Annotated in this window: 24 protein-coding genes; 10 read left to right on the plus strand and 14 right to left on the minus strand. The window is 70.3% G+C overall.

Annotated features, from left to right (window positions below):
• Nucleotide 1: 1 nt before the first annotated feature.
• Together TFC3_RS36245 and TFC3_RS24995 are read left to right on the plus strand one after the other, a co-directional pair.
• Complete coding sequence (locus TFC3_RS36245) at nucleotides 2-598, plus strand: DUF5753 domain-containing protein (RefSeq protein ID WP_161952675.1); 597 nt, start codon at nucleotides 2-4, stop codon at nucleotides 596-598.
• A gap of 8 nt (nucleotides 599-606) precedes the next feature.
• Entirely contained in the window at nucleotides 607-795 is a 189-nt protein-coding gene (locus TFC3_RS24995; protein ID WP_067507500.1) for a DUF397 domain-containing protein, read from the plus strand.
• Nucleotides 796-913: 118 nt separating this feature from the next.
• Here the strand turns inward: TFC3_RS24995 and TFC3_RS25000 are convergent, their stop codons facing one another.
• Nucleotides 914-1,912: an IS481 family transposase gene (locus tag TFC3_RS25000; protein WP_067504610.1), complete on the minus strand. Its 999-nt coding sequence runs from the start codon at nucleotides 1,910-1,912 to the stop codon at nucleotides 914-916.
• A 532-nt stretch (nucleotides 1,913-2,444) separates the two neighbouring features.
• On the opposite strand from TFC3_RS25000, the gene TFC3_RS25005 reads away from it, so the two are divergent.
• From TFC3_RS25005 to TFC3_RS25025, 5 genes are read left to right on the plus strand one after another with little or no spacing between them, the layout of a single operon-like run.
• Nucleotides 2,445-2,996 (plus strand): RNA polymerase sigma factor, encoded by a 552-nt coding sequence (locus tag TFC3_RS25005; RefSeq protein WP_236718303.1) that lies wholly within the window; start codon nucleotides 2,445-2,447, stop codon nucleotides 2,994-2,996.
• Entirely contained in the window at nucleotides 2,993-3,781 is a 789-nt protein-coding gene (locus TFC3_RS25010; RefSeq protein ID WP_067504613.1) for a zf-HC2 domain-containing protein, read from the plus strand. Before TFC3_RS25005 ends, TFC3_RS25010 begins: the two co-directional genes overlap by 4 nt.
• Before the next feature lie 24 nt (nucleotides 3,782-3,805).
• Complete coding sequence (locus tag TFC3_RS25015) at nucleotides 3,806-4,603, plus strand: ABC transporter ATP-binding protein (RefSeq protein ID WP_067504616.1); 798 nt, start codon at nucleotides 3,806-3,808, stop codon at nucleotides 4,601-4,603.
• Nucleotides 4,600-5,937 (plus strand): hypothetical protein, encoded by a 1,338-nt coding sequence (locus TFC3_RS25020; protein WP_067504620.1) that lies wholly within the window; start codon nucleotides 4,600-4,602, stop codon nucleotides 5,935-5,937. Before TFC3_RS25015 ends, TFC3_RS25020 begins: the two co-directional genes overlap by 4 nt.
• The gene (locus TFC3_RS25025) at nucleotides 5,934-6,539 is read left to right on the plus strand and encodes a hypothetical protein (protein WP_067504623.1); all 606 of its coding nucleotides are present in this window, start codon (nucleotides 5,934-5,936) and stop codon (nucleotides 6,537-6,539) included. Before TFC3_RS25020 ends, TFC3_RS25025 begins: the two co-directional genes overlap by 4 nt.
• Before the next feature lie 21 nt (nucleotides 6,540-6,560).
• Here TFC3_RS25025 and TFC3_RS25030 read toward each other — a convergent pair whose 3' ends face one another.
• The 12 genes from TFC3_RS25030 to TFC3_RS25085 all read right to left on the minus strand — a co-directional run bounded on the left by TFC3_RS25030 (nucleotide 6,561) and on the right by TFC3_RS25085 (nucleotide 20,983).
• Nucleotides 6,561-7,313 (minus strand): ROK family protein, encoded by a 753-nt coding sequence (locus TFC3_RS25030; RefSeq protein ID WP_067504626.1) that lies wholly within the window; start codon nucleotides 7,311-7,313, stop codon nucleotides 6,561-6,563.
• A 23-nt stretch (nucleotides 7,314-7,336) separates the two neighbouring features.
• Complete coding sequence (locus TFC3_RS25035; protein WP_067507506.1) at nucleotides 7,337-8,284, minus strand: DNA-3-methyladenine glycosylase; 948 nt, start codon at nucleotides 8,282-8,284, stop codon at nucleotides 7,337-7,339.
• Nucleotides 8,285-8,592: 308 nt separating this feature from the next.
• Nucleotides 8,593-9,765, minus strand: coding sequence for a Pecanex-like protein 1 (locus tag TFC3_RS25040; protein ID WP_082772291.1), 1,173 nt, complete (start codon nucleotides 9,763-9,765; stop codon nucleotides 8,593-8,595).
• A gap of 99 nt (nucleotides 9,766-9,864) precedes the next feature.
• On the minus strand, nucleotides 9,865-10,650 hold the full coding sequence (locus tag TFC3_RS25045; RefSeq protein WP_082772292.1) for a DUF4142 domain-containing protein: 786 nt from the start codon (nucleotides 10,648-10,650) through the stop codon (nucleotides 9,865-9,867).
• 146 nt (nucleotides 10,651-10,796) lie between these two features.
• Nucleotides 10,797-11,528, minus strand: a complete 732-nt coding sequence (locus tag TFC3_RS25050) for a hypothetical protein (RefSeq protein ID WP_369819647.1) — start codon at nucleotides 11,526-11,528, stop codon at nucleotides 10,797-10,799.
• 240 nt (nucleotides 11,529-11,768) lie between these two features.
• On the minus strand, nucleotides 11,769-12,548 hold the full coding sequence (locus tag TFC3_RS25055; RefSeq protein ID WP_067504633.1) for a zf-HC2 domain-containing protein: 780 nt from the start codon (nucleotides 12,546-12,548) through the stop codon (nucleotides 11,769-11,771).
• Nucleotides 12,548-13,225 carry a sigma-70 family RNA polymerase sigma factor gene (locus TFC3_RS25060; protein ID WP_173745347.1) on the minus strand — a complete coding sequence of 226 codons (678 nt, stop codon included), beginning with the start codon at nucleotides 13,223-13,225 and terminating at the stop codon, nucleotides 12,548-12,550. Before TFC3_RS25060 ends, TFC3_RS25055 begins: the two co-directional genes overlap by 1 nt.
• Nucleotides 13,226-13,770: 545 nt before the next feature.
• The gene (locus TFC3_RS25065; RefSeq protein ID WP_082772293.1) at nucleotides 13,771-14,742 is read right to left on the minus strand and encodes a hypothetical protein; all 972 of its coding nucleotides are present in this window, start codon (nucleotides 14,740-14,742) and stop codon (nucleotides 13,771-13,773) included.
• On the minus strand, nucleotides 14,739-17,228 hold the full coding sequence (locus tag TFC3_RS25070) for an AAA family ATPase (protein WP_067504639.1): 2,490 nt from the start codon (nucleotides 17,226-17,228) through the stop codon (nucleotides 14,739-14,741). Before TFC3_RS25070 ends, TFC3_RS25065 begins: the two co-directional genes overlap by 4 nt.
• Nucleotides 17,225-18,376, minus strand: coding sequence for an exonuclease subunit SbcD (locus TFC3_RS25075; protein WP_067504643.1), 1,152 nt, complete (start codon nucleotides 18,374-18,376; stop codon nucleotides 17,225-17,227). Before TFC3_RS25075 ends, TFC3_RS25070 begins: the two co-directional genes overlap by 4 nt.
• Before the next feature lie 9 nt (nucleotides 18,377-18,385).
• A complete protein-coding gene (locus TFC3_RS25080; RefSeq protein WP_173745348.1) occupies nucleotides 18,386-20,146 on the minus strand; it encodes an ATP-binding protein in 1,761 nt (586 codons plus the stop codon).
• Nucleotides 20,147-20,242: 96 nt separating this feature from the next.
• Complete coding sequence (locus TFC3_RS25085) at nucleotides 20,243-20,983, minus strand: pyrimidine reductase family protein (RefSeq protein WP_369819648.1); 741 nt, start codon at nucleotides 20,981-20,983, stop codon at nucleotides 20,243-20,245.
• A 114-nt stretch (nucleotides 20,984-21,097) separates the two neighbouring features.
• On the opposite strand from TFC3_RS25085, the gene TFC3_RS25090 reads away from it, so the two are divergent.
• From TFC3_RS25090 to TFC3_RS25100, 3 genes are all read left to right on the plus strand, one after another.
• Complete coding sequence (locus TFC3_RS25090; RefSeq protein ID WP_067504646.1) at nucleotides 21,098-22,114, plus strand: LacI family DNA-binding transcriptional regulator; 1,017 nt, start codon at nucleotides 21,098-21,100, stop codon at nucleotides 22,112-22,114.
• A 129-nt stretch (nucleotides 22,115-22,243) separates the two neighbouring features.
• Nucleotides 22,244-23,002 (plus strand): amino acid-binding protein, encoded by a 759-nt coding sequence (locus tag TFC3_RS25095; RefSeq protein ID WP_067504651.1) that lies wholly within the window; start codon nucleotides 22,244-22,246, stop codon nucleotides 23,000-23,002.
• Nucleotides 23,003-23,078: 76 nt separating this feature from the next.
• Entirely contained in the window at nucleotides 23,079-24,140 is a 1,062-nt protein-coding gene (locus TFC3_RS25100) for a GNAT family N-acetyltransferase (protein WP_067504654.1), read from the plus strand.
• A 53-nt stretch (nucleotides 24,141-24,193) separates the two neighbouring features.
• Here TFC3_RS25100 and TFC3_RS25105 read toward each other — a convergent pair whose 3' ends face one another.
• Nucleotides 24,194-24,757: a GNAT family N-acetyltransferase gene (locus tag TFC3_RS25105; protein ID WP_236718306.1), complete on the minus strand. Its 564-nt coding sequence runs from the start codon at nucleotides 24,755-24,757 to the stop codon at nucleotides 24,194-24,196.
• Nucleotides 24,758-24,910 lie beyond the last annotated feature (153 nt).

Genomic DNA, 24,910 nt, shown 5'->3' on the forward strand with positions numbered 1-24,910 from the left:
CTTGCACCACACGCGGACCGGCTCATGTCGTCGCACGTCCTATCGGCAGTACATCGACCTGGAATCCGCGGCGAACGAGATGGAGAATTTCGAGACAATCGTCGTGCCTGGGCTGCTCCAGACTGAGCTGTACGCGCGCTCGATGATCAGCTCCGGCGCGCGGAGGCCGACCCCGGAAGCGGCCGAACAACGAGTAGCCGTCCGGATGGAACGGCAGAAGCTGGTCACGTCGGGCCGGTTGAAATTCGTAGCGGTCATGGACGAAGCCGTCCTCCACCGACAGATCGGCGGTCCCGAAGTCATGCATGACCAGCTCACTGGCATCCTTCAGATAAGCAAGCTCCACAACGTCACTCTCCAGGTGATCCCGTTCGAAGAGGGCGCCTACGCCTCGATGCTGTCGAGCTTCGCTCTGCTGCATTTCCCGGACAGCCCCTCCGTGGTCTACATCGAGGGTCTGACGGGTGACCTCTACGCTGAGGGCGAGGACGTACAACGTTGTGCAACCGTCTTCAGCGAGCTGAGGTCGTCGGCATTGTCGCCCAGCGCTTCGGTCGCGTTTATCAGGCGGATCCGCGATGCGGAACACCAGCCATAGGAGGCATGATGCTCGACCACATCTGGCGCACAAGTACCCGCAGCGGCGACAACGGCCAGTGTGTCGAGGTCCGTCGCGTCAGCGACACGATCGAAGTCCGGGACAGCAAGAACCAGACCGGTCCAGTGCTGACGTTCACCTTCGCCGAGTGGGCGGCCTTCACGAATGGCACCAAGGACGGCGAGTTCGACCTTTGACCGGACACGGGCGGTGTGATTAGGAGCCAGCGTGCTCGGCCACACTTGGCGCACCCATCATCAAGCGCGGCGAGCTTGACCCCTTCGGTGAGCGGGAACGGTTCGCCGTTGAGGTGGGCTAGGTGTGCTGTCCGGGGACGTTGGTCAATCGGGTGATGGGTGGTAGGCCGCCGGTGGCGGTGTGGGGCCGGTGGTGGTTGTAATGGTGCAGGAAGGCGGGTAGGGCTTTCCTGCGGGCCTGTTCGCTGTTGTAGAAGCGGGCGTAGGCCCAGCCGTCGTTGAGGGTGCGGTGGAAGCGTTCGACCTTGCCGTTGGTCTGGGGCCGGTAGGGCCGGGTCTTTTTCGGCCGGATACCGAGTTCGGTGCAGGCGTCGCGCCAGGCGTAGGACTTATATGCCGATCCGTTGTCCGACAACACGCGTTCGACGGTGACGCCGCGCTGGGCGAACCAAGCGACGGCGTTGCGTAGTACGCCGATCGCGGTGGCGGCTTTCTCATCGGTGTGGATTTCGGCGTAGGCGACGCGGGAGTGGTCGTCGATGACGGTGTGCACGAACGCGGTACCCACCTGAGGTGTGTAGATCTTGCTGCGGGCTCCGGTGCGTCGGGCGGTCGCTTCCCGGTTGCGGCGGCCTTGGAGGGGGCCGAGGTAGCGCCAGCCGCCGCCGTCGGGGATGTTGCCGTATTTGGTGACGTCCACGTGCAGCATCGCGCCGGGCCGGTCGTGTTCGTAACGGCGGATCGGTTCGCCGGTAACGCGGTCTATGTGGGAGAGCCGGTTGAGTCGGCAGCGGGTCAGCACCGCATGAACAGTGGACGCCGGCATGCCGAGACGGCCCCCGATCTGGACCGGGCCGAGTCGCTGTTTCCACCGTAGATGCACGATCTTGCGCACCGTGGGACGTGGCGTGCGGGCCGGGCTGTGGTGCGGCCGTGACGAGCGGTCCTGCATGCCCTCAGCACCCTGCTCGCGGTAGCGGTCCGCCCAGCGTTTCGCGGTCCGCCAGGACACGTCGTAGCGTTCCGCCGCTCGTGCGGGTGACCAGCCCTGTTCCACGACCAGACGCGCCAGCCGCAATCGGGCACGCGGGGTCAACGCGGCATTAGCGTGGGACATGAAGGCCTCCTGCTAGCGGAAGTGGTTCCTCGACAGCTCCACTCCACAGCCGGAGGCCTTCACCCGTTCACGACATCAGACCTTGATCGTCAGATCGTGTCGTCACACAATCTCGACCAACCTCCCTGGACAGCACAGCTAGGGCGTCGAGGCGTCTCAGCTGAGGGTCGTGGACATCTGGGCCGTCGGCCGGCGGTTGACCGCCGACGACAATGTTGCCTGAGTGCCGGCGGTGCGCCGGGGGTGTGCTGGCGTGCCCCTTTCCGGGCCGGACACCGAGGAGATCTTCCGGCTTCTTGAGATTGATGCACCGAGTTCCGGGAGCAGTACTGGTTTCTGCAGTAGTGGAACGAGATTCTGGACAACATCGCGGCGTATGCGTATCTCGACGGTGCCGGCGGAGCGAGGCAAGCTGGTCGTGGCCCGGGTCCCCTGGGATGACATTCGTGACTGCGGTCGAGGATGCGGCCCGCCGGCTTGAGTGACACAGGTCACAGCTTGAATTGCACCTGCTGGGCGGGGTGGTGTCGTCTTGCTGATCGTGAAACAGAGCCCCGGCGAGGAGCACCTCGTCCGCCGCATCGCCGCAGGCGACCGGCGCGCGTTCGACGAGCTGTACCGGCGTACCTCGCCGTGGCTGCTCGCCCGGCTGCGCCGCCGGTGCGCCGACGACGACGTGGTCGCCGACGTCATGCAGGAGACCTACCTGGCGGTGTGGCGGGCGGCCAGCAGCTTCGACGGATCGGCTACCTCGGGTAGCGCAGTGGGCTGGCTGTGGACCATCGCGGCGCACCGCCTCGTCGACGCGTTCCGCCGCCGCGCTCGGGTCCGGCAGATGCTCGCCGTGCCGCTGGCCGAGACGGTCGCACCGGCCGCCGAAGACGAGGTGCTGGCCGGTCTGGTCGGGCACGAGATGGAGCAGGCGCTGCTTTCCCTGCCGGTCGAGGCCCGCGAAGTGCTGCGCGCCATGGTGCTCGACGGGTTCTCCGTCCGCGAGACATCGGTTCTGCTGGGCGTGCCGGAGAACACCATCAAGGCTCGGGCCCGGCGGGCCCGGATCGCCCTTCGGGAGGCGCTGTCATGACGACCCACCCCAGTCCCGCGGTGCTGGGCCGCTACGCCGATCGCGACGCCGACCTCGCCGAGGTCACCATCTGGTCGGTCGAGCTGCACCTGGAAACCTGCGCCGACTGCCGCGCCGCGCTCACCACCAGCGGCGACGACCTGCTCGCCCGGATCGCCACCGGTCTGGACACCGCCATCGCCACCGGCCCGGCCTCAGCTCCGCGTCGCCGCTGGCTGGTGGCCCTGCACCGCTGGTTCGTCTGGGCCTCGCTGCCGTGGCTGACCGTGAGCCTGGCCATGCTGGGCTGCGCGGTCCTGATCCAATGGATGCTGCCGGGCTTCCCTAAGCTGGTGCTGCTGCTCGCCCCGGTGGCTCCGCTGCCCGCGGTAGCTGGTGCGTGGACCCGGCGGTTCGACCCGTCCTGGGAACTGCTCGCCGGGACACCCGCCGCCGGCCTGACAATGCTGCTCCGGCGTACGGCAGCAGCTCTTGCCGTCATCGTGCCGGCGCTCACCCTGGCCGGCTTCCAAACCGGGACCCCGCTGGCCATGGGGTTGCTGCCGTGCCTGGCCTTCACCGCCGCCACCATCGCCCTGGGCGCCTTCGTCGGCGTCCGCCGCGCCGCCGCCGGGCTCGGTGCCGCCTGGACGCTGGCCGTCATCACCCCGACCGTCCTGACCACCCACCTGCCTGCCGTGCTGCAACCGGGCACCGCGCCCGTCTGGGCCCTGATGACCGTCGCCCTGGCTGGCTTGGCCGCCACCCGGGCCGGCCACCTTCACCGGCTGATCAGCACCAGCTGAGCAGCCACAACCGAGGAGAAACAGATGCGTACGGTGAGCGCGGCCGAGACGGCCCCCACCCTGCACCCCTGGGCGGTTCACGCCGAAGGACTGCGCGTACGAGCCGGCCGGCACATGGCCGTGGACGGGCTCAACCTGGCGCTGGGCACCGGTGTGCACGGGTTGCTCGGGCCCAACGGCGCCGGCAAGACCACCCTCATGCGCTCGCTGGCCACGGTGCTCAAGCCCGCTGGCGGGCGGCTGGAGCTGCTCGGCGAGCAGGTTGATACCCGCGCCGACCTGCGCCGGGTACGCCGCGGGCTGGGCTACCTGCCGCAGCAGTTCGGGTTCTATCCGCGCTTCACCGTGCGCGAGTTCGTGGAGTACATGGCCTGGCTCAAGGAGATGCCGAAGCAGGCCGTTCCCGGCGCGACGCAGCGGGCGATCGAACGGGTCGGGCTGGCCGCCAAGGCGGATGCGCGGATGAAGACGCTGTCCGGTGGCATGCTGCGCCGGGCCGGCATCGCCCAGGCGATCGTCAACGACCCGGCGGTGCTGCTGCTCGACGAGCCCACCGTCGGTCTGGACCCGGAGCAGCGTCTCGACTTCCGGGAGCTGCTGCGCGACCTGGGCACCGACAGTTGCGTGCTGGTCTCCACCCACCTGGTCGAGGACGTGGTGGCCGCCTGCACCGATGTGGTCATCGTCAACGAGGGCCGGCTGGTCTTCCAGGGCACCCCGGCCGAGCTGACCTCGCAGGGCACCGACGGCGACCCCGGCGACAGCCCGGCCGAGCGCGGCTACTCCGCCCTGCTGCGGCGTCACCGGGCGGGAACCCGATGAGCCGCATCCTGCGCATCGAACTGCGCCGCTCGGTGGCCATCGGCGCCGCCGTCAGCCTCGCCCTCATCGGTTCGCTGGCCATGTACTTCGCCGAGGGGATCGCGTTCTCCACCGGCTGGATCCAGCTGGCGATGACCCAGCGCTGGTACCTGGCTCTGCTGTGGCCGCTGATGCTGGCCACGGGTGCCTGGCAGGCCCGCCGCGAGCACCGTTCGAACGTGGCGGAGCTGTTCGCCACCACGCCCCGGCCCGTACCGCAGCGGGTCGGGCCGACGCTCGGCGCGCTGGCCATCGCCGTGGTCGCCGGATATCTGCTGATGGGGCTGGCCGGTGCCGCCTGGATCGTCGACACCGCGGGCTACCTGCCGGTCGAGGTCTTCGTCGTCACCGCCGTCGGCGCGCTGGCGCTGATCGCCGCGGCCTGGCTCGGCCTGGCCGTCGGCCGGCTGCTGCCGTCCCCGGTCACCGCCCCCGCGGCTGGTGTCGCCGGCCTGGGCGTGCTGCTGATGCTGCCGCTCGCCACCAAGCCGCACGGGTGGCTGGCGCTGACTTTCTCGCCGATGGTCGAGATGAACATGCCGCGCAGCTTCGCCACCGTTCCCGGCACGGTCAGCGCCGCGCAGAGCCTGTGGCTGGCCGGGCTGGCGATCGCCGCCGCGCTGCTGCTCGCCTCCAGCGGCTGGCGCAACCGGGTCGCAGCGGTGCTGCCCGTGGTCGTGGGCGCCGCGCTCGCCGTAACCGTCATGCCGCACGAGAACCGTCTCGTCACCGACGCGGTCGACCCGGTGGCCCGCGAGCTGGTGTGCGCCGCAGGCGAACCGCAGATCTGCCTCAGCCGGGCCCACGAGACGCTGTTGCCCGAGGTGACCGCCCCGGCCCGCGAGGCCCTGGCCGCGCTGAAGAAGCTGCCCGGTGCCCCGGTCCGGGTGCACGAGGACACCTCCGCCTATCCGGACACCTACCCCGAGTTCCACGCCGACACCGTCCTGCTGCACGTTGACGCGGACCGCGAGGGTCACCTGGCGAACCGGCCGGACGTGCTCAACGACGTGGTGACCGGGGCTTTCAGCGGCGCTCCGACTTGCGAGAACGGTCCGGCCTGGGTCGACCGGCTGGCGGCTGCCCACTGGCTGACGGGTACCAGACCGGTGCCGCTGGACCGGGACCTGACGAACAGCCCTGCGCCCGGCCCCGACGTCGAGGACTCCAGCGTGGAAGCCGCCAAGGTATGGCAGCAGCTCCGTGCTCTGCCCGAGGACAAGGCGAGGTCCCGGGTGGCCGCCCTGCGCGAGGCCGCGGTGAACTGCCGGCCGGGTGAAGGAGTGCTCCAGTGAGGGGACTGCACCTCTACCTCCGCTCCCGCCGCGCTCCCGTGGCAATCAGCACAGCCGCAGGCATCACCGTCCTGATGTGGGTGCTGTGGGGCCTGAACTCCGACAGCCCCGAGGCGGGCCGGCAGATGGTTGTCCTGAGCATGCTGCTGCTGGTGGCCGCGCTGACGATGACCTTGAGTGGCCCGGACGACGAGCTGGACAAGACCGGCGCGCTGTCCTGGCCCGTCCGGCGGTCCCTGCATCTGCTGATCGCCCTGGTGCTCATCGGTGGCCTACTGCTGGTCACCCAGTTCACCGGCGCCCGCTTCGGCCCGATGTCGCTGGTGCTGCGGGACACCGCGGGGCTGCTGGGTCTGACCGCGTTGAGCGCTGCCCTCATCGGTACGGCCAAAGCCTGGTTCGCACCGCTGGGCTGGACGTTGGCCGCCGTCCTGTTCCCGCAGGGCGACAACCTGCTGGGCCGCGTCTTGACCTGGCAGGCTCAGGAACCGAGGAGCACCGCCGCGGGCGTGACGGCAGCGGTGCTGGCTCTGGCCGGCCTGATGGCGTACACGGTGGCCGGGCCGGCCCGCAACGCACCAACCGAAGCCGCCGCACAGTGAGGGACGCGGTGTCTGGACGCATCAGCGGGCGTTGAGCGTCCAGGCACGGACGCCGCCGACGATGCCTGCCGTGTTGGGGACCACCACGACATCGTCGCCCATCCGGGCCAGCTGCGCCGGGGTGATCAGCCGGGAGTTGCCGCCGCCCAGATAGACCCGGTCCCACAGGAACACCGGGCGCAGTCCCTCGATGACGTTGCGGACCCGGCGCGACCAGAGTGCGTCACCGAGCCGGCGCCGCTCGTGCTCGCCGATGTAGGTGTCGTAGCTCATCCCCCAGCGCACCGGTGCCTGGCTCATCTCCAGGTGCGGGGCCAGTTGGCCACCGTCGAACAGCGCGCAGCCCAGGCCCGTGCCCAGCGTCAGCACGAGTTCGCAGCCGGTGCCGGCCACCACGCCCGCGCCGTGCACCTCGGCGTCGTTGAGCACCAGGGTCGGCAGGCCGAACGCCTCGGCCAGCGCCGTACGGGCGTCGAAGCCGAACCAGGCATCCTGCAGTTCCGGATCGATTCTGGTACGAGGCCCGCTCCGCGTGATGTAGTGCGGCGTCGCCACCACCACGCCGTGGCGCAGCATGCCCGGCATCCCGACGGTCACCCGGTCCGCGGTCGGCAGGCGCTCCCCCAGAGCCACCAGGGTCTTCACGAAAAGATCCGGAGGCAGCGGGTACGGCGTCGGCACCCGCAACGGCTGCGCGCGCATCGTCCCGGCCTCGTCCAGCACGGAACCCTTGATACCGCCGCCACCGCAGTCAATCGTTAACGTGAAAGCCACGTCACCAGTCTTTCAAACGCCGCTCAGAAGCGTGCGAAGGACCGGATCGGCATCCGCGGGCCGAACTTCGGTGCCATGATGCCGCCCATCGCCAGCAGCTCGCAGACCCGCCCGCGGTGCCCGGCGAACGGCTCGAGCAGCTCGAGCATCCGCGCGTCGGTGCCCCGGGTCTCCCCGGCCAGCGCCCACGCCACCGTGTTCGGAATGTGGAAGTCGCCGACACTGACCGCATCCGCGTCGCCGTAGGCCGTGCGCACCACCTCGGCGGCCGTCCACGGGCCGATGCCGGGAATCGCCACCAGCCGGCGGGTGGCCTCGGCGCTGTCGGCGCACCGTTCCAGCCGGGCCGCGACCGCCGCACCGCGCAGCAGGGCCTGGGTGCGGCGCTGTTCGACGCCGAACGGATGGAACACCCAGTAGGGCGTGGCGGCGACGGCTTCGGGGTCGGGCGGCAGCAGCAGCTCCGCCGGGCCGGGCGCCGGTTCGCCGAAGTGCTTCACCATCGAACGGTAGGCCCGGTGCGCCTCGATGCCGGTGACCTTCTGCTCCAGCACCGCGCGGATCAGCCGGTGGAACACCTGTCCGCTGGCCGGGAACCGCAGCCCACCAAACGTCTTGGCCAGCCGCGCGATCAGCGGATGACTGCGGGCCAGCTCGGCGAATTCCCCCAGGTCGTCGCGCAGTCCGGCGATCGCGTCGGCCCGCTCGGCCATCCAGTCGGCGCCGGGCCCGTGCGCGGTCGCGACCACTTGCGCGTCCACCCTTTTCAGGTGCAAGGACGCAGGCCCTTCAGGGGTACGTCCACAAGTCCAGAATTCGCCGTCGGTGAGCTTGCCGCACGGGTCGTAGCGGACCACCAGCAACGACCGCAAGGTGCCGGTGAAGTGGTAATTCGCCGGCATGTTCAGCCGCCGGACCACTGTCTTCGTCACCGCGCCACTATAGGCTCCCCGCACGCCCGTCCGGTACATCTGCGCGGACATGCCGATGGCCCTGACCGCGCTCCCGGTCAGGGCCATCGGGTATGGGTGGGCGCGGACACCCGAGTCGGTCCGCGTCACCCGGTGGCGGAGCTGGTAGTCGGCGTCCGAACTGGGTACCGCGCCTCCTTTCGTCAGGCGATTCCTGTGCTCGGGCCGCCTGTCGCTGATGCCGCCCGCAGGGGGGTGGGCGGCGATCCGGCCGAACGATGGGGGGCCCCCTGGGGGCGCACCATGTCAGAGGTGGCGCGCCCCGTCAGGGTTCGCCGGCCGGGTTGCGGCAGGGCTCCGTACCTGGATCAGTTGTTGTTGCCGCCGCCGTTGTTCTGGCCGCCACCGTTGTTGCCGCCGCCATTGTTCTGGCCGCCACCGTTGTCGCCGGCACCACCGTTGTCGCCACCGCCGTTGCCGCCGCCGACCTCGATGCGGACCGCGTCGAAGGCGGGGGTCTCGTTGGCGCGCTGCATCATCGGGATGCGGTGCGAGCCGTCACCGGCCCACGAGGCGCACTGGAAGGTGCCCTCGTTCGGCAGGCCCGGGACCTGGATGGTGACCGTGTCGGGGGCCGCGCCACCCTGCTTGTCCTCGGTCGCCACGAAGAACGCGGGGACCGGCGAGGGGTCCGGCGCCTCGTTGGTGCTGCCCAGCACGCGGCAGGCGGTGTGGAAGTGACCGCGGACGATGCCGTTCTGCAGCACCGACGACTCGACGTAGTAGCCACCCTGGCCGGCCGCGAGGAAGCGGTCGCGGATCAGGTTGCGGGTGCTGACCTTGATGGTGAACGCCTCGTTGACGCCGACCTGGGCCGGGGCCTCGGTGATCAGCAGCGACGGGTTGTTCGCGGCCGAGCTGACCTCACCGAACTCGGTGGAGACGCAGCGGTCGCCGTCCTGGAAACCGGTGTGCGGCTGCAGCTGGCTGGTCGAGCAGCTGTTGGTCAGGATGCCGAGGCCGGCTCCGGGAGGCGGGGTGGCCGCGCCACCGCCGTTGTTGCCGCCGCCCTGCTGGCCCCCGCCTTGCTGACCGCCGCCCTGCTGACCGCCACCCTGCTGGCCGCCGCCGGCCGCGGTGCTGCCCGACGGCGTGGGTGCGGCGCTACCGTTGTTGCCGCCGCCGTTGTTGGCACCGCCGCCGTTCTGGTTCATCCACTGGCGGCACCGGGCCCGCAACTGTTCGGTGGTCGGCACATCGCTCGCGCCGTCATCGGAGTGCTGGGTCACGCGCCCCTTGTTGGTGGTGTAGGTGCCCGTCTTCGTCTCCGTCGAGAGCTTCGAACGCTTCGGTGCCTGGATGTTGTTGCAAGCTGCCAGAGCCCGCTGCTGATTGCGGCTCTTCGTGCTCGCGTCCGACACCTGCGTGACGGTGACGATGCTGCCGAAGGCAACCACAGTGGCTACCGCGGCGATGATCCGGCGCCGACCGGTGAACCATGCGGGAAACCTGGATTCGCGCCGGTAGTGCGACCTTCGCATTGCTGACACCTTTCTGTGTCCACACGTGGCGGGTGGTGAATCCGCCTAGGGGTGATGCCGTTGGAGATGCCTGATGGCGGGTGCGGGAGCACCCGGTGGCTAACGCGCCCGGAAGATGCGCATGGTGGTCACCACGCCGGCCACCAGGGCTCCGGCGAGGACGAGCAGAATGACCGAGGTGCTGACCCCGGGCACGCCGCCCGAGCTGCTGGCCGCCGCCAGCATTGCGTTGTCGACCGGGACCGGACCGGCGTTCGTCTTCGCCGGCGGCGGGGCCGTCGGCAGAGCGCCGTAGTCGACGATGCCGCTGCTCTCCAGCAGCGTCATGTGCGTCATCACGAACTGGTTGGCCTGCTGGGCCAGCTTGCGTACCGAGTCGTTGCGGGTGCTGGCCCGGATCGTCGCGATGGCCGGGAAAATCTTGCCGTGGGCCGCCCGCAGCCGATCGATGTAGATCTGATCGAACTGCTTGGACGACTTGGCCGCTTTCATCTCGTCGAGCCAGCTCTGCTGGTCGGTGTTCGGCAGGTTGGGCAGCTCGATGCCGAGCTTCTTGGCCACCGCAACATCCAGCTTGTCCAGCGCCACGTGCTGCTCGCCGATCGAGACGCCGACCTTCCTGACCGCCTCGTTGTCCGACTTCTCCTGCGCCATGTTGCTGGCCGGGATCTCCCACAGCCCGGCGAGCCGGACCTTGATGACGAAATCCTTGTCGGCCGCGGTGAGCGTGCCCGCGCCCTCATCGGTCAGCCCGGTGTTCGGCGGAATCGGTACACCGTCGGCCGCCTTGGCGGCGCCGGCCGGGGCCAGCAACACCGCCAGGGTCATGGCCAGAACGCCCACAAGACCGCGGTTGAGGCGGCGGGAGGAGCGGGCGGCGATCATTCTTCTTACCTCCGAACAACGAGAGAGAAAAAGCAATTTCCGGTTTCGCGACGCCTGGAACGCTAGGTTCACTTCCGGCGGTGCCGCAATGGAAAATGACTGCGGTAAAGACGAATTAAAGAGAACTTATGAACGCTGATTCGCGCTCAGTAGCTGTAATCCGACCCGGAGTCGCTGCCGCTCTCTTGCTTGTCGCTGCCGGAGTCCGCGGGCGGCGCGACAGCCTTGGAGACCTTGGGCAGGCAGGTGAGGTTCTTCTTGCCCTCGGGGGTGATCACGAACCAGGCGCCGGCCACGTTCTGGCCCTTCCACGCACCCGGCTTCTTGTCGCCGATGTAGGTGTAGAGCGGCCAGTTGTCCAGGGTCAACTGCAGCGTGCCGTCCTCGCGCTCGACGGTGCCGACCAGCTTGGCGTCCACTCCGTCCAGCTTGGGCGTCTCACCCTTGTTGATCACCGCGGGCGGCCACACCTTGGCGCAGTCGCCGTAGCAGGTGGTCTTCGCCTCGGGCTTGGCCTTGTCCTTGTCGAACCGGTACAGCACGAAGCCGTCCTGGTTCTGCACGGTCTCGCCCATCTTGTTGACCTTGGCCGCGGTCAGCTCCGAGGTCACCTCGTCATCGCTGAGCTCGGGGGCATCGGAGTCGGTGTCCGCGCCCTCATCGGTCTCCGCGCCGGGCGTCGCGCCCGGGGTAGCTTCGGGGGTCGCCCCCGCCGTAGCCCCTTCAGTCGCGCCGGGGGTGGCGCCCACCGCGTTCGCAGCCGGCTCGGCGCCGTAGTCAGTAGTGCTGCCACCGCCGCTGTAGCCGGCCGGGGCGCAACCGGGCAGCGCAAGCGCCGCCGCGATCGCAGCGCTGGCGACGATCATCTTTCGCTTCACCGGTACCACGAGAGCCCTCCACTGTGATCTTTCAACTCCGTGTCGGGCAGTAGTACGCCTGGCGAGGGCCGCTCGGTTGAAAACAGATCCGATTAAGTTCCCAGAATTTTCTTTGAACCTTTGCGCCCCGCGATCCGTAAAAGATGGCCACCCCGGCGCCACCGGTGGCGGCCGGTAATGGCGCGAACACGAAAAAGCCCGGCCGCACAATGGCGACCGGGCTCGTTTCGGCGAAGCTGATTACGGAACGCGAATGAGCGTCTCCGCGCTGCCGTCGGATTGCACATCCTCGACCTTGATGTGCGCGATCTGATCGCGCGGCAGAGCGGTGACGGCCTGCAGCAGCAGCGGCTCCTTCTGCTCTGCGGTGCCCCAGCCCTTCTCCCCCACCTTCCAGGTGGACAGGGTCTCGGAGCTGCCGTCGGTGCGCACCGCGACAAGCCGGCACGTCTTGGGGCCGTCGATGTTGGCGATCGCGAACGACACCTGGGTGCCCCAGTCCTTGGGCTGGAACGCGACCTCGGCCTTCACCCCGGTGCGCGGGTCCTCGCCGCCGATCACCTCACCGGTCAGGTCGAGGCCACCGATGCCGATGCCATCGCCGGGATCGGGCAACGGATCGATCTTCTTGCTCGACGCCGCCTGCGCGGGGGTCGAGCCACCCGGCTGCTCAGGGGCCAGCCACTTGCCGCCCGCGAACAGCGCGCCGATCGACAGCATGGCGAAGACGACGACCGCGGCGGCCAGGGAGTAGAGACGCCGGCTGTTGGCCCGGCGGCGCTCCTGACGTACCTCTCCGATCATCTGCTTGAGAACGAGCCCGTCCTTGCGGGACTGTTCGGTGGCCACCAGCGCGTCGGCGTCGACATCGCTGAGGATGTCCACCACCGGCAGCAGCGACTCCAGCTCGATCGCACAGGTCGGGCAGTCGATCAGGTGATCCTCGAACCGCGCGGCGTCGCGCTCGTCGAGCACCCCCAAGGCGTACGAGGCCACGTCGAAGTGTTGATCCTGCGTCATTACTCGGTCACCCCCCGCTGCTGCAGAGCCGTACGCAGGGCCCGCAGGGCGTAGTACACACGCGACTTGGCCGTACCGAGAGGCAGACCGAGGACGTCAGCGGCCTCCGGGACGGTTTTGCCACGGAAGTACGTCTCGACCAGGATCTCGCGGTGCGACTGGCTCAGCGTACGCAGGGCGTCGGTGACCGTCATCAGCTGCAGGACCCGATCGGTGTCGTCGGCCGTACTGGGGAAACTCTCCAGCTCCCGGTCATACGTTTCCGGCGGGCGAGCGCTGACGCTGCGGTGGTCGTCGATCGCGATGCGCCGGGCCACGGTGACCAGCCACGGACGCAGCGACTGCTGCCCCTGAGCGCCCAGGCGGTGCGCGTTGCGCCACGCCCGCAGCAGCGTCTCCTGCACGATGTCCTCGGCACGCTGCCGGTCACCGCCGGTCAGCCGCAGCACGAACATCAGCAACGGTCCGGCATGCTCCTCGTAGAGCATGCGGACCAGGGTGTCCTCGTGACTCGCGGTCGCGGACCCGGCCTCATGGCGGGCCTGTCGCGGCATCACGCCGCCATCATTGCCGGCACTTCGGCCTCCGTCGAGAGCCTGCCACCGGCCTCCGGAACGCTGCTGCGTCATGACGCCCGCCCCATCCGGCGTGAGCCGCTCCATGACCATCGCATGCATCGATTCCTCCTGCCGGTGCTTTCCCCGTCGCCCTTAGTACGGGCCAACCTGCCCGGCAGGATCAAAGCGTCGGAGAAAATTTCCGGGCCGTGTGGAGGCACGGGAGCATGGACGCGCAGTCGCAAGAGGTTCCTCCGGTTCCAGGCGCGTGAAGGGCACGCTCGTACGCCCGCAAAAAGCGGTGTCCGGGCGCGCGTCGGGGGGCGCTGCATCCAAGGGAACCGATGTGATTCCCGGGGCACGCGAATAATACTCAGCGAAGCGGCGGCTACGACAGGCGCACAGTGCGTATTGCACACGCTCGTACGATGCGTTGTCAGCGGTGGGTCACCTAGACTTCACGCGGCGTCGTAAAAGGCGGCCGGGATGGGGCTGTGAGTAGCGCTGTGGTCGCGGTGAGCATGTCCCGCGATGGGCGATAAAAGGGGCGAGCCGGACATACAGGCGCCGCTCGGGGGCGGCGCGGGCCGGCGGCGGCGGCGCTTGACGCAGGCGCGCGAGGGTGGCGTCCCGATGTCGCTGGAACGCCACGGCGGCGGAGCTGCTCAGCGCAGGCGCGTGGTGGCCAGGGTCAGGGCTCGGTGCAGGACCCGGGAGTCGCCGAGCATGCCGCGCAGGCGTTTCTCCAGGCCGGCGATCGGCACCAGGTTCTGCGGCGCCCGCGGGTCCTTGTAGGCCGAGGAGGCGAACCGGGGCAGCGTGGCCACCGACAGCTCGGCCAGCTCGATCGCCTGGTCCGGGGTCAGATCCGGCGAGCACTCGATGCGCACGATCCCGGCCCAGGGGGCGCCCGAGGCTCCGGGCAGGCGCAGGTACCACGACCAGCCGCCCCACACCGTTCCCATCGCGAAGACCGGGGTGCGCTGGCCGGGCTTGAGCGAGGTCACCACCGGGGTCAGCGCGGCCGGCAGGTACTGCTTCTGCTGGGTCTTGATGTAACCGATGGTCCGGGGCAAATGGCGGCGGTTGCGCAGCGGCCCGTCCACCACCAGCAGGTCGGCACCGTCGGAGCCGGAGGTCCGGGCGTCGTCGGAGATGTCGAGTTCCAGCGCGGTCAAGGGTCCCTGCACGGCGGCGGGTAGCTTGCTGGCCTCGCCGGTGCCGCTGACCCGATGGATCGTGTAGCGCACCGAACCGGCCTGCAGATCCTCCGCGGACGGGCTGGCCGTGAACAGGCCGCGGGCCACCCGGGCACCGGCCAGCTGGGCGACGCCGTTGCGCAGATCGCAGCGCACCACCCCGGCCGCGTACGACGCTGCGAGCCCGGGGAACGACTGCCCGTCCTCCTCGGCGGTCCACAGCCCGGCGTCGTTGCGGCGTACCCCGTCGACCAGGAACACCACGTCGGGCGCCGTCAACCCGGCCGGTACGTCGATCGGGGCCCACTGCGCCGCGGGCACCTCGACATCGGTGTCGACCTGGGCGCTGCTGGGCGACGCCGGCCCATCCCCACCGTCGCCCCCTTCGAAGCTTGCGCCATAGGCCGGGTCCCAGGCGTCGACGAACATTCTGGTCAAAGGCCGACCCTCTCCACGTGTGCCGTCCGGGCGTCCTTGTGCACCTCGAAGCGCACCGGGACGCGTTCCGCCAGGGCGTGGACGTGGGTCACCACCCCGACCATGCGATCGCCGCGGGCAGCCAGGTTCTCCAGGGTTGCCGCCACGACGTCCAGGGTGCCGCTGTCCAGGGTGCCGAAGCCCTCGTCGAGCACGATGGACTCCAGGCTGGCCGCGGTGGTGGACATGCCCGCGAGCTGCTCGGACAGGGCCAGCGCGAGGGCCAGCGACGCCTGGAAGGTCTCGCCGCCGGACAGGGTGCGCACGCCGCGGCGAAGGCCGGCATCGTGCTGGTCGATGACGTAGAACTCGCCCTTGTCGTGCATGAGCTCGTACTGCTCGCCGGTGAGCTCGCGCAGGATCCGGGACGCGCCGGACACTAGCAGGTCGAGGGCTTCTTCGAGCAGCCAGCGTTCGAAGTTGTTGGCGCGCAGGTGACCCGACAGCGACTTGGCCACGCGGTGGGTGCGGACAAGGTCGGCGCGCTGCTCGGCGTACGCCTGGGCCTGTTGTTGCCGCTCGTGCAGGCGTTGCCAGGCGCCTTCGGCTCGTTCGGCGGCCACGGCGGCCGCGCGGATCAGGTCGGCGTCGGCGTTGCCGGAGGGCGCGTCCAGGCCGGCATCGGTGAACAGGGTGAGCACCTCGGCGCGGGCCTGGCGGGTCTGCCCGGCGGCGGTCTCGACTGCGGCGGCGGCTTCGGCACGGGCGGTTTCGCGCTGGCGGGCGGACTCCTGGGCCCAGCCGACCAGCGCGGTCCACGCCCCGGCCAGGTCGTCGCGGTCGGCCGGAGGCGGACCGAAGCGGGCCACCGCATCGCGCACGGTGTCGAAGGAACGCCACGCCGTGCGCTGCTGGTCCTCGGCCACGGCGACGGCACGCTGGGCCCGGCGCTGGGCCTCGCGGGCGGTGCGGACCTCGGCGCCGGCGTCGTCGAGCTTGCGCTGCAGCCGGGTCAGCTCGGCGAGCTGGGCCTTGAGCGCGTCCTGGCCGGGCGAGTCGGCCAGCGCGGCCTTGACCTCGGCGAGCCGGGACTTGTGGTGCTCGAACTGGGCGCGCTTGCGGTCCAGGCCACGCTCCAGCTCACGGGCGACCGCGTCGCGCTGCTTCCACGCCTTGGCGGCCACGTCGGCGGCGGCTCGGGCGGCCTTGCCCTGGCGTTCGGCCGCCTGCACGGCGGAGCCTTCGGGCATGGCCGGGACGGTGGTCACCGGCTGGGCGCACACCGGGCAGTCGTGGCCGGCGGTGAGGTGGGCGCGCAGGGCGATGGCCCGGTCGACGGTCTGCGCCTCGGAGTAGTCCAGCCGGGCCTGCTCCAGCAACTGCTCGGCGCCCAGGTGGGCGTGCTGGGCGAGCTCGGCGGCCGACACCGCGTCCTTGTACTCGACCTCGGCGACCGAGACCTCGCCCTGGAACCATTCGGCCTGCCCGGTGAGCCGGTCGAACTCGATGTGCCGGTCCAGCATCAGCCCCAGCGAACCGGCGTCGCCGGCGGCCGCGAGCTCCCCTCGTACCTTTTCCTCACGCTCTTCGGCGGACCGCACGGCCGCGGACGCTGCCTCGGCCCCGGTGCGTGCGGCGGCCGCGGCCTGTGCGACCTGGGCACTTCCCGAGGGGGTACGAACACCGCTCAGCGCCGCCAGTTCCTGCGCAATGGCATCCCGCGCCGCAGCCAGCTCCGTTTCCTTGTCCCGCACCTCGCGCAGACGCGGCACGGCCTGCTCGACCGCCGCGGTCAGCTCCCGCATCGCCGCCAGCCGGTCCGCCGCCTGCTCGACCGCCTCATCGCTGGCATCGGCGAGGGCATCGAGGTTCTGATCGACGATCTGTAGCTGATTCTCAGCCTTGCTGGCCCGCGCGCTGGCCCGGGTCTGCACCTCCTCGTAGACGTGCAGGCCGAGCAGGTTGACCAGGATCTGCTGGCGGGTGGCCGGCTTGGCGTGCAGGAAGTCGGCGAACTGGCCCTGCGGCAGCACCACACAGCTGGTGAACTGCTCATACGGCAGCCCTACGGCGCTCACCACGGCCTCGTCCATCTCGGCGGGCGTGCCGGCCAGCACGTCGCCGAGGTCCTCCAGGCTCATTCCGGTGTCCAGCCGGGTCACGTCGAAGCCGGGTGGCATCAGCTGCAGCCCGGCACCGGCGGTCTTGACGTTGCCGCGGCCGTCGCGCCGGACCACCCGGGTTGCCACGTAGCGCGCTCCGGCCGACTCGAAAACCAGCCGGACGCGGGCCTCGGTGGCCGAGGGGGCCAGCGCGTTGCCGATGCCGCGGGTGCCGCCCCAGCGCGGGACGGTGCCGTAGAGCGCGAAGCAGATCGCGTCGAGCACCGTCGACTTGCCCGAGCCGGTGGGCCCGACCAGCGCGAAGTAGTCGGCGTCGGTGAAGTCCACGGTGGTCTCGTCGCGGAACACCGTGAACCCGGCCATGTCGAGCCTGAGAGGTCTCATTTTTCGCTGCTCACCTCGTCGTACAGCTCGTCGAAGAGTTCACGGACGTCGTCCTCGGCGATGCCGCGGTTGTCCAGGTAGTCGCCGAAGAGCTGGCGCGGGGACCGTCCGGCCCGCTGAGCCATCCGCTCGCCCGACTTGTCCGGCACCATGTCCGGGTCGATGCGCACGTCGAGGGCGTTGGGCAGCAACTCCTGCACGTCCTCGCGCAACCCCACCCGCGGCGACTCACGGACATAGACACGCAGCCACGCATCCGGAAGGTTCACCGTGGCGAGCTGTTCGATGGTGCCGCGCACCGTGCGCAGGGTCTTGGCCGCGGTGATCGGCACGTCGCGGGTCTGGGCCGCCTTGTCGGTGGCGACGTCGACGATGGCTACGGAGGGTACGTTCTCCTCCTCGCCGAAGTCGACGGCCAGCGGACTGCCGCAGTAACGGACCGGCCCCGGTCCGATGACGCGCTGTGACCGGTGCAGGTGACCCAGCGCAACGTAGTGGGCGTTCTGCGGGAACACCGTGGCCGGCACCGCGTAGCCCATCACGGTGTGGGCCTCGCGTTCGCCGCCGCCCGCGCTGGCGCCGACCACGGTGAGGTGGGCGGTGAGCAGGTTGACCGCGCCGGGCTGGTCGAAGTCCTCGGTGAGCCGGGCGATCAGCCGCGCGATGTGGTCGGCGTAGGTCTGCTGGGTCTCCGCCGCGGTGAGCTCGTACATCTCCACGGCCCGGATGGCGTAGCGCTGCGACAGGAACGGCAGTGCGGCCAGCCGCCAGCGCTCGCCGGATGCGGTCTCCCCGGTGAGGATGAGGTCCTCGGGCTTGTCGCGCACCGAGCCGCGCAACTCGATGCCGGCCGCGTCGGCCCAGGGGCGCAGCGCGTCCAGGGCATGCCCGTTGTCGTGGTTGCCGCCGATCGCGACCACCCGGGCCCCGGTCTGGCGCAGCGCCGACAACGCCCGGGTCACCACCCGGGTGGAGTCCGGCGAGGGCGCGGCCGTGTCGTACAGGTCACCGGCGACGATGACCAGGTCCGGGCGCTCGGCCCGCGCGACCTCCACGACCTGGGCCAGCACGCGGATGTGCTCCTCGTGCCGGGTGCGTCCCTTCAGGACCTTTCCGACATGCCAGTCGGACGTGTGCAGGATGCGCATCGGGGAACCTTAGAACGGGATGTCGTCGTCCGGCGAACCGCTGCGCCCGCCGACGACCGCGAACGGGTCGACGCCCTGCACGATCGAGCGCATCGTGCCCGCCGGCGGTGGGCCGGACTCGGACTTGCGGGTGGCCCAGGCGGGGAACGGGAACTCCACGCACAGCGGCACCGGGATGTCGGGCTGGTTGACGAACATCGTGCCGGGCCGGGCCAGCAGGGCGCGCTGGCGCATGGCCGGTGGCAGGAAGCCGTATTCGGGGCGCGAAGCCTCGGCCGGGTCGAGCCGGCCGACCACCCGGATCGCCGAGTTGGTGACGATGCGGCGTTCCACCTCGCTGGCGGTCTGCTGCGCGCCGATCAGGATGACGCCCAGCGAGCGGCCGCGCTCGGCGATGTCGAGCAGCACCTCCTTGATCGGTGAGGAACCCTCGCGGGGGGCGTACTTGTTGAGCTCGTCGAGCACCACGAACAGCAGCGGCCGCCCGGTGCCGGACTTCTCCTTGTCGTCAAACTCGGTTTTGAGGGTCACGCCGACCACGAACCGCTGCGCGCGGTCGGGCAGGTTGTGCAGGTCTACGACGGTGACCTGGGCGCTCTCGGCGGTCTTGATCTGGTGCGGGCGGCGGGCGGCCAGGTCACCGCGGATCAGCCGGGACAGGTCGCGCTTGCTGCCGATCAGGCGCCGCGCGAACGCGTTGACCGTGCCCATGTTCACCGCGCTGCCGGCCCAGGTGGAACGGGTCTCGTCGTCGGTGAGCTGGTCGACGACGTGATCCACCAGGTCGCCGTAAGAGCCCAGCCGCCGCCCGTCGATGCTGATCCCGCCCTCGGCCGGGACCGCGTGACGCGCCAGGTGGGCGGTGACCGAGTGCACGACCATCGTGTACTGCTGACGTTCGTCGTCCGCGTCGGCGAACACGTACGGCAACAGCCGCTTCTCGCAGAACTCCTCGAGGGTCCAGTAGAAGCTGTCGACCCCGGTCAGCCGGCTGTTCACGTCGGGGGCACCGGACGAGTCACCGGCCCGTGGCGGCGCGTAGACCCGGACGTCGGGAAACGCCGAGGCGGGCAGCCCGAGCAGCTTGTAGCCGGCTACGGTGGCGTCGTCGAGCTTGGTGTTCTCGTGATCGAGGAAGAGCAGGTCCTCGCCCTTGACGTTGAAGATCAGCGCCCGCGCGTTGGTGCCGTCGGCGCCCAGCGCTCCGGAACGGAACACCGAGTAGAGCAGGAACGTGGCGAAGCTCGTCTTGGTGGCCACGCCGGAGATGCCGGAGATCGACACGTGCGCGCCGCGGGTGCCGTCGAGAAAGTCGGCATTGAGGAACACCGGCACGCCGTCGCGCCCGGTGCCCATCGGCACCCGGCGTTCCATCCGGTCGAAGTGCAGCGCGGCGTCGCGGGCGGCACCGGAGGCGCGGTGCACCACGGCACCGGGGGCGGGCGGCACGTAGAGCTCGGGGTCGACCCGGGTGGTGGTGATCTCGGCGGCCTCCTGCACCAGCGCCGGCAGGGTGCCCTCGGCGATGGCCAACACGTCGGAGTCGAACTGGGCGCCCTCGTGCCGGGCCCGGACCTGAGTGACCACGCCGGCGATCGTCACGGGCTCGCGGTCGGGCAGGTCGCGGCTGGTCACCACCACGTCGTCGAGCTGCAGATAGCTGCCCGGGGTCACCGCCGTCCAGAACTGTAGCGGGGTGGCGTCGGCGGTGCCGAGCACCCGGCCGACCGGGTCGTTGGCGAGCTCTGCTTCATCGGGCACGCCGATCATGTTGCACCAGGGGTCTGACAACTTGACGGACGGCACGTCGGTTGACCCAGATTGTCCACAACTTGTGGGGGTCATCCACAACGTTGTCCACAGGATCTAGCGCGAGTACCGCAGGAACAGCATGTCGTCCTCGTGCAGGACATGGCGCAGCGACATCTTCTGGGGTTCGGCGGGCGGCCCGGCGGCGATGCGGCCCGCGTCACCGCCTGCGAGCAGCGGCGACATGGTCAGGCAGAGCTCGTCGACCAGACCCTCGGCCAGAAGGGCGCCGAACAGATGCGGGCCGCCTTCGCACAGGATCTGAGTGGCGCCCCGGCGGTGCAGTTCGGCGACGAGACCGGCCAGGTCGTCCATGACGATGATCTCGGCGACCTCGGCCAGGCCGGGCGGCGGCGTCGCCCCCGCGCGCGTGAAGATCAGCGGCTTGATCGGGGCGTCGGAGAAGATCAACTGTTCGGGGTCGAGGTCGAGGCTGCCCGAGACGATCGCCATCAGCGGAAACTCGGGCAGGTCATGGGTCTTGCGCCAGGCGCGGGCGCCGGCATCGAGGCGCAGGGCGTCGTAATGCTCCTTCCGTACGGTCCCGGCAGCCGCCACCAGTACGTCACAGACCATCCGCAGCGTGTCGAAAATCCGTTTGTCGCCGGGACCGCCGAGCGCGCCGGACGTGCCGTCGATGGTGACCGCGCCGTCGATGCTGGCGATGAAGTTGACCCGCAGGCACGGCGCCGCGGCGCGCGGGTAGCTATCCGTCAGATCATCGGGGAGGATCATGGCGACGCGGGCCCGGTGACGGGCGGCGTCGGCTGCACCGGTCGATGCTGGCAGTCGCACCACGAACCGCCCCGGCAGTCCTCGTGCCGGCGCTCCTTGCAGGCCCGACAGATCATGGTGTCAGCCTAGGCCACGCCAGGGCAGACACCATTCATAGTGCTGGAGAATAATGCGCGCATGACCAGGCAGCCCCTGCGTTCCCCGGGACGTCCGACGCTCGATGCCGTCGCGGCGCGCGCCGGAGTCGGCCGGGGCACCGCGTCCCGCGTTCTCAACGGCTCCTCGCAGGTGAGCCCGCAAGCCAAGGCGGCCGTCGAGGCAGCGATCGTCGAGCTGGGCTACGTGCCCAACCGTGCCGCCCGCCAACTGGTCACCCAGCGCACCGACTCGGTCGCCCTCGTGGTGTCGGAGTCGCAGGAGCGCCTGTTCGGCGAGCCGTTCTTCGCCGGGGTGCTGCGCGGCATCAATGCCGCCCTGCTGGAGACCCCGTTGCAGTTGTGGCTGGCCATGGCTGCCTCGCCCGAACAGCGCGAGCGCGTGGTCGGGCACCTGACCGGCCACCATGTCGACGGCGTGCTGCTGTTGTCGCTGCACGACGACGACCCGCTGCCGGCGATACTGCGTGAGCGCGGGATGCCGTTCGTGCTGGGTGGCCGGCCCCTGGAGCCGGAGCCCGACGACTTCTTCGTCGATGTCGACAACGTTGCCGGGGCCCGGATGGCTGTCGAGTTCCTGCAGCAGAGTGGGGCGCGCCGGGTGGCCACCGTGGCCGGGCCGCAGGACATGGTGGCCGGGATCGACCGGCTGGCCGGCTACTGCCAGGCGGTGCAGGGCGCGGAGCTGATCGAATACGGCGACTTCAGCGAGGACGGCGGGGCCGGCGCGATGAAGGCCCTGCTTGCCCGCGACCCGGAGCTGGACGCCGTGTTCGTCGCCTCCGACCTGATGGCCAGCGGCGCCCTGCGCGCGTTGCGCGAGGCCGGTCGGCAGGTGCCGGAAGACGTGGCGGTGATCGGCTTCGAGGACGCGCCGGTGGCCCGGCAGACCCAGCCGCCGCTGACCACGGTCCACCAGCCGGTCGAGGACATGGGCAGGCGCATGGCCGAACTGCTGGTGAGCCGCATCCGCCGCGAACCCGCCGACAATTCACATGTTCTGCTCGACACCCACCTAGTCCGTCGCGGAACCGCCTGACCCGTCATAGTCTGGGCGTGATTCAGCGCATATCTATGCGCCTTGACGGCCGGGACATGGCGGCGCAACGGCCGCGAAACTCCACTCGGGCAGGCTCGTGCCGTCACGCCGCCCGATGAGGGGAGTTGCATGTTGCTGCGGGTACGAGTCACTCTGCCGGATCGTCCGGGCGCCCTCGGCCAGGTCGCCCGCACGCTGGGCGTGGCCGGAGCCGACATCGTCCAGGTGGTGGTGCTGGAGCGCCTCGGCGGCCGGGCCGTCGACGACTTCACCGTCGTATGGCCGGGTGCGGCCCGGGTGGACCGCCTGCTCGCCGGGCTCGCCGCCATCCCCGGCGTCCAGGTCGACGGCATCTGGAAGGCCATCGGTGCCCCGGTCTCCGGCGGTCACGACGCCGAACTGCTCGCTCAGGTAGCCGCGAACCCCACCGACGGGCTGGCCACGCTGGTCGACGCGGTGCCAGGCCTGCTGGCCGCCGACTGGGCCGCAGCCGCAGTGGTCCCGGCCGACTGGGCCGCCCGCTCGGCCGCCCCGCGCCTGGCCGCCGACGAGCCGTCGCTGCACCTGCCCACCGGCAGCGAACCCACGGTGGCATACGCGAGCTGGCGCGCCCCCGCACCGCTGCACCTGCCCGAGGTCACCCCGCTGCGCGAGCGCCCGCTGGTCGGCCCGGACGACACCAAGTACGCCGTGGCCCCCTTCGGCCGCGCCGGCCTGGTGCTCGTGGTGGCTCGCTCGGACGCCGACGACCTGCGCGCCGCCGCGTTCCACATCACCGAGGTCGACCGGGTGGCGCAGCTCGTCCGGGCCGCCGCGGTGATCCTGGGCGACCGCCTGGACCGTGCCGGTGTGCCGCCGGTCGCATCGGCTGTGACTGACCCCTCATAAGGGCTGTTGCGTTGGCAATGCGCAGGTAACACCCGCGAGAGACGCTTGAGGCCGGAGCACGAGCGGGAGGGTGAGCATGGCGTTGTGGCGGATCAGGGCGACGGTTGACGACCGCCCCGGCTACCTGTCCGTGCTCACGGCCAGCCTCGCGCTGCGCTCGGTGAACATCCTGGCCGTCCAGGTCCATACGACCGAGGACGGCGCGGTTGACGACTTCCTGGTCGACGCCCCCGACACCATGTCGGAGCCGGAGCTGCACGCCGCCATCATCCGGGGCCGTGGCCGCGACGCGTTCGTCACCCGGGCCGAGGCGCAGGGCCTGGCCGACCAGCCGACCCGCGCGCTGGCCCTGGCCGGTCGGCTGGTGCACGACCCCGACGGGTTGGGCGAGGCCCTGCTGGCTTTGCTGGACGCGGCCGAGGTGCGCTGGCGCCCGGCCGGGACGGTGGTTCTGCACGGCTTCGACGAGCAGCACATGACGCTGATCGACCCGGCCGGCGGCACCTACGAGGTGGTCCGGCCGGCCCCCGCCTTCACCCCGGCGGAGTATGCGCGGGCGCAGGCGCTGGTCGAGGTGAGCAGCGCGCTCGTGCGCCGCACCGCCGAACAGACCACCCTGCTGCTGGCCGACGGCGCCGAACTGCTGGTGCGTGAGGCAACAGCCGAAGACCTCGACGCGGTACGGACACTGCACGCAACCTGCTCCCCCGAATCCCGCCGCCGTCGCTATTTGACGGCCGAGCCCACCGAGACCCGCCTGCACAGGTTGATCGAGCCGTCAGCGGGACTGACCCTGCTAGCGCTGCACTTGGACCCGGCCAGCGGCGAGGAGCGCGTGGTCGCCATGGCCAACCTGCTCACCGAGGGCGACCTGGCCGAGGTGGCGGTGCTGGTAGCCGACCCCTGGCAACGCCGCGGCATCGGCACGGCCCTGCTCCGCCGTGCGGTAGCCGCCGCCGAACGAGCCGAGGTCGAAGCGGTAGTCGCACACATCGGCGCGGACAACGTGGCGGCGCTGCGCACGTTGCGGCGCTTCGGGGCCGAGCCGGGCGAGCGAGACGGCGGGCTGACGACGGTCACGCTGCACTTGCCGGGCCGCCGCCCCGCGGCCAAGGAGGCTCCGGCCACCTTCGGGTGACGGGTGAGAGCGGCGACGGTGGACCTTGCAGGGTCCACCGTCGCCGATGGGTTCTATCCGGGGTCGGCGGCGCTTCCGGGGGCTTTGAGGTCGTCGGCGAGCAGGTCCATCAGGAGGCCGTCGTGCCAGCGGCCGTCGGCGCCGCGCTCGTACTGCCGCATGATTCCCACCGCTCGGAAGCCGGCCTTCTCGTAGCACCGGATGGCCGCCCGATTGTCCGCCGCCGGATCAATCACGATCCGGTGAAAACCCTCGACCTCGACCAGGTACGCCACCAGCGCGCGAACCGCATCCGTCCCGAGCCCCCTGCCGTGCGCAGCCGGGTCGACGAAGATGTCGATGCTCGCGTGCCGATACTCAGGGTCGTCCTCAGCAGCCCACTGAATCCCACCGACGATGCGCTGGCCCTGCCGGATGGTCAGAAACCGCAGCCCGTTGTCCGCAATTGCCTCCCGAACCTCAGCCGCGAGATCAGTTCCACCCCGCCACCGGGCCCGCACCTGCGGAGTAGCACGAATCCTCGCCAACGCCGCAACGTCCGCATCCACTGCTGCACGCAGCGTGACCACGGCCCCAGCCAGCTCCCTGGCCGGCTTGTTGTTCGGTGCGGTGGTCACCGGGACGGCTCACCGTGTGAAACAGCGCCTGGCATGCCCGTACTCTACTAAATGGCAAGTGGTAGTTTGCCCCGCGAAACGGTCGGAGTCATGGAATGCGAGGTTGCGGTGACCGCCAGGCCCCAAGCGCGGGAACCCCGCACCACCCCCACC

Source organism: Actinoplanes sp. TFC3, from assembly GCF_001553785.1.
In the GTDB taxonomy this organism is placed as follows: Bacteria; Actinomycetota; Actinomycetes; order Mycobacteriales; family Micromonosporaceae; genus Actinoplanes.

What these genes read in the sequence shown, in the direction of transcription:
- TFC3_RS24995 (WP_067507500.1), top strand. Translation starts at nt 607, where the DNA reads ATGCTCGACCACATCTGGCGCACAAGTACCCGCAGCGGCGACAACGGC.
- TFC3_RS25000 (WP_067504610.1), bottom strand. Translation starts at nt 1,912, where the DNA reads ATGTCCCACGCTAATGCCGCGTTGACCCCGCGTGCCCGATTGCGGCTG.
- TFC3_RS25010 (WP_067504613.1), top strand. Translation starts at nt 2,993, where the DNA reads ATGACGACCCACCCCAGTCCCGCGGTGCTGGGCCGCTACGCCGATCGC.
- TFC3_RS25015 (WP_067504616.1), top strand. Translation starts at nt 3,806, where the DNA reads ATGCGTACGGTGAGCGCGGCCGAGACGGCCCCCACCCTGCACCCCTGG.
- TFC3_RS25020 (WP_067504620.1), top strand. Translation starts at nt 4,600, where the DNA reads ATGAGCCGCATCCTGCGCATCGAACTGCGCCGCTCGGTGGCCATCGGC.
- TFC3_RS25035 (WP_067507506.1), bottom strand. Translation starts at nt 8,284, where the DNA reads ATGTACCGGACGGGCGTGCGGGGAGCCTATAGTGGCGCGGTGACGAAG.
- TFC3_RS25040 (WP_082772291.1), bottom strand. Translation starts at nt 9,765, where the DNA reads ATGCGAAGGTCGCACTACCGGCGCGAATCCAGGTTTCCCGCATGGTTC.
- TFC3_RS25045 (WP_082772292.1), bottom strand. Translation starts at nt 10,650, where the DNA reads ATGATCGCCGCCCGCTCCTCCCGCCGCCTCAACCGCGGTCTTGTGGGC.
- TFC3_RS25055 (WP_067504633.1), bottom strand. Translation starts at nt 12,548, where the DNA reads ATGACGCAGGATCAACACTTCGACGTGGCCTCGTACGCCTTGGGGGTG.
- TFC3_RS25060 (WP_173745347.1), bottom strand. Translation starts at nt 13,225, where the DNA reads ATGCATGCGATGGTCATGGAGCGGCTCACGCCGGATGGGGCGGGCGTC.
- TFC3_RS25070 (WP_067504639.1), bottom strand. Translation starts at nt 17,228, where the DNA reads ATGAGACCTCTCAGGCTCGACATGGCCGGGTTCACGGTGTTCCGCGAC.
- TFC3_RS25075 (WP_067504643.1), bottom strand. Translation starts at nt 18,376, where the DNA reads ATGCGCATCCTGCACACGTCCGACTGGCATGTCGGAAAGGTCCTGAAG.
- TFC3_RS25080 (WP_173745348.1), bottom strand. Translation starts at nt 20,146, where the DNA reads ATGATCGGCGTGCCCGATGAAGCAGAGCTCGCCAACGACCCGGTCGGC.
- TFC3_RS25090 (WP_067504646.1), top strand. Translation starts at nt 21,098, where the DNA reads ATGACCAGGCAGCCCCTGCGTTCCCCGGGACGTCCGACGCTCGATGCC.
- TFC3_RS25095 (WP_067504651.1), top strand. Translation starts at nt 22,244, where the DNA reads ATGTTGCTGCGGGTACGAGTCACTCTGCCGGATCGTCCGGGCGCCCTC.
- TFC3_RS25100 (WP_067504654.1), top strand. Translation starts at nt 23,079, where the DNA reads ATGGCGTTGTGGCGGATCAGGGCGACGGTTGACGACCGCCCCGGCTAC.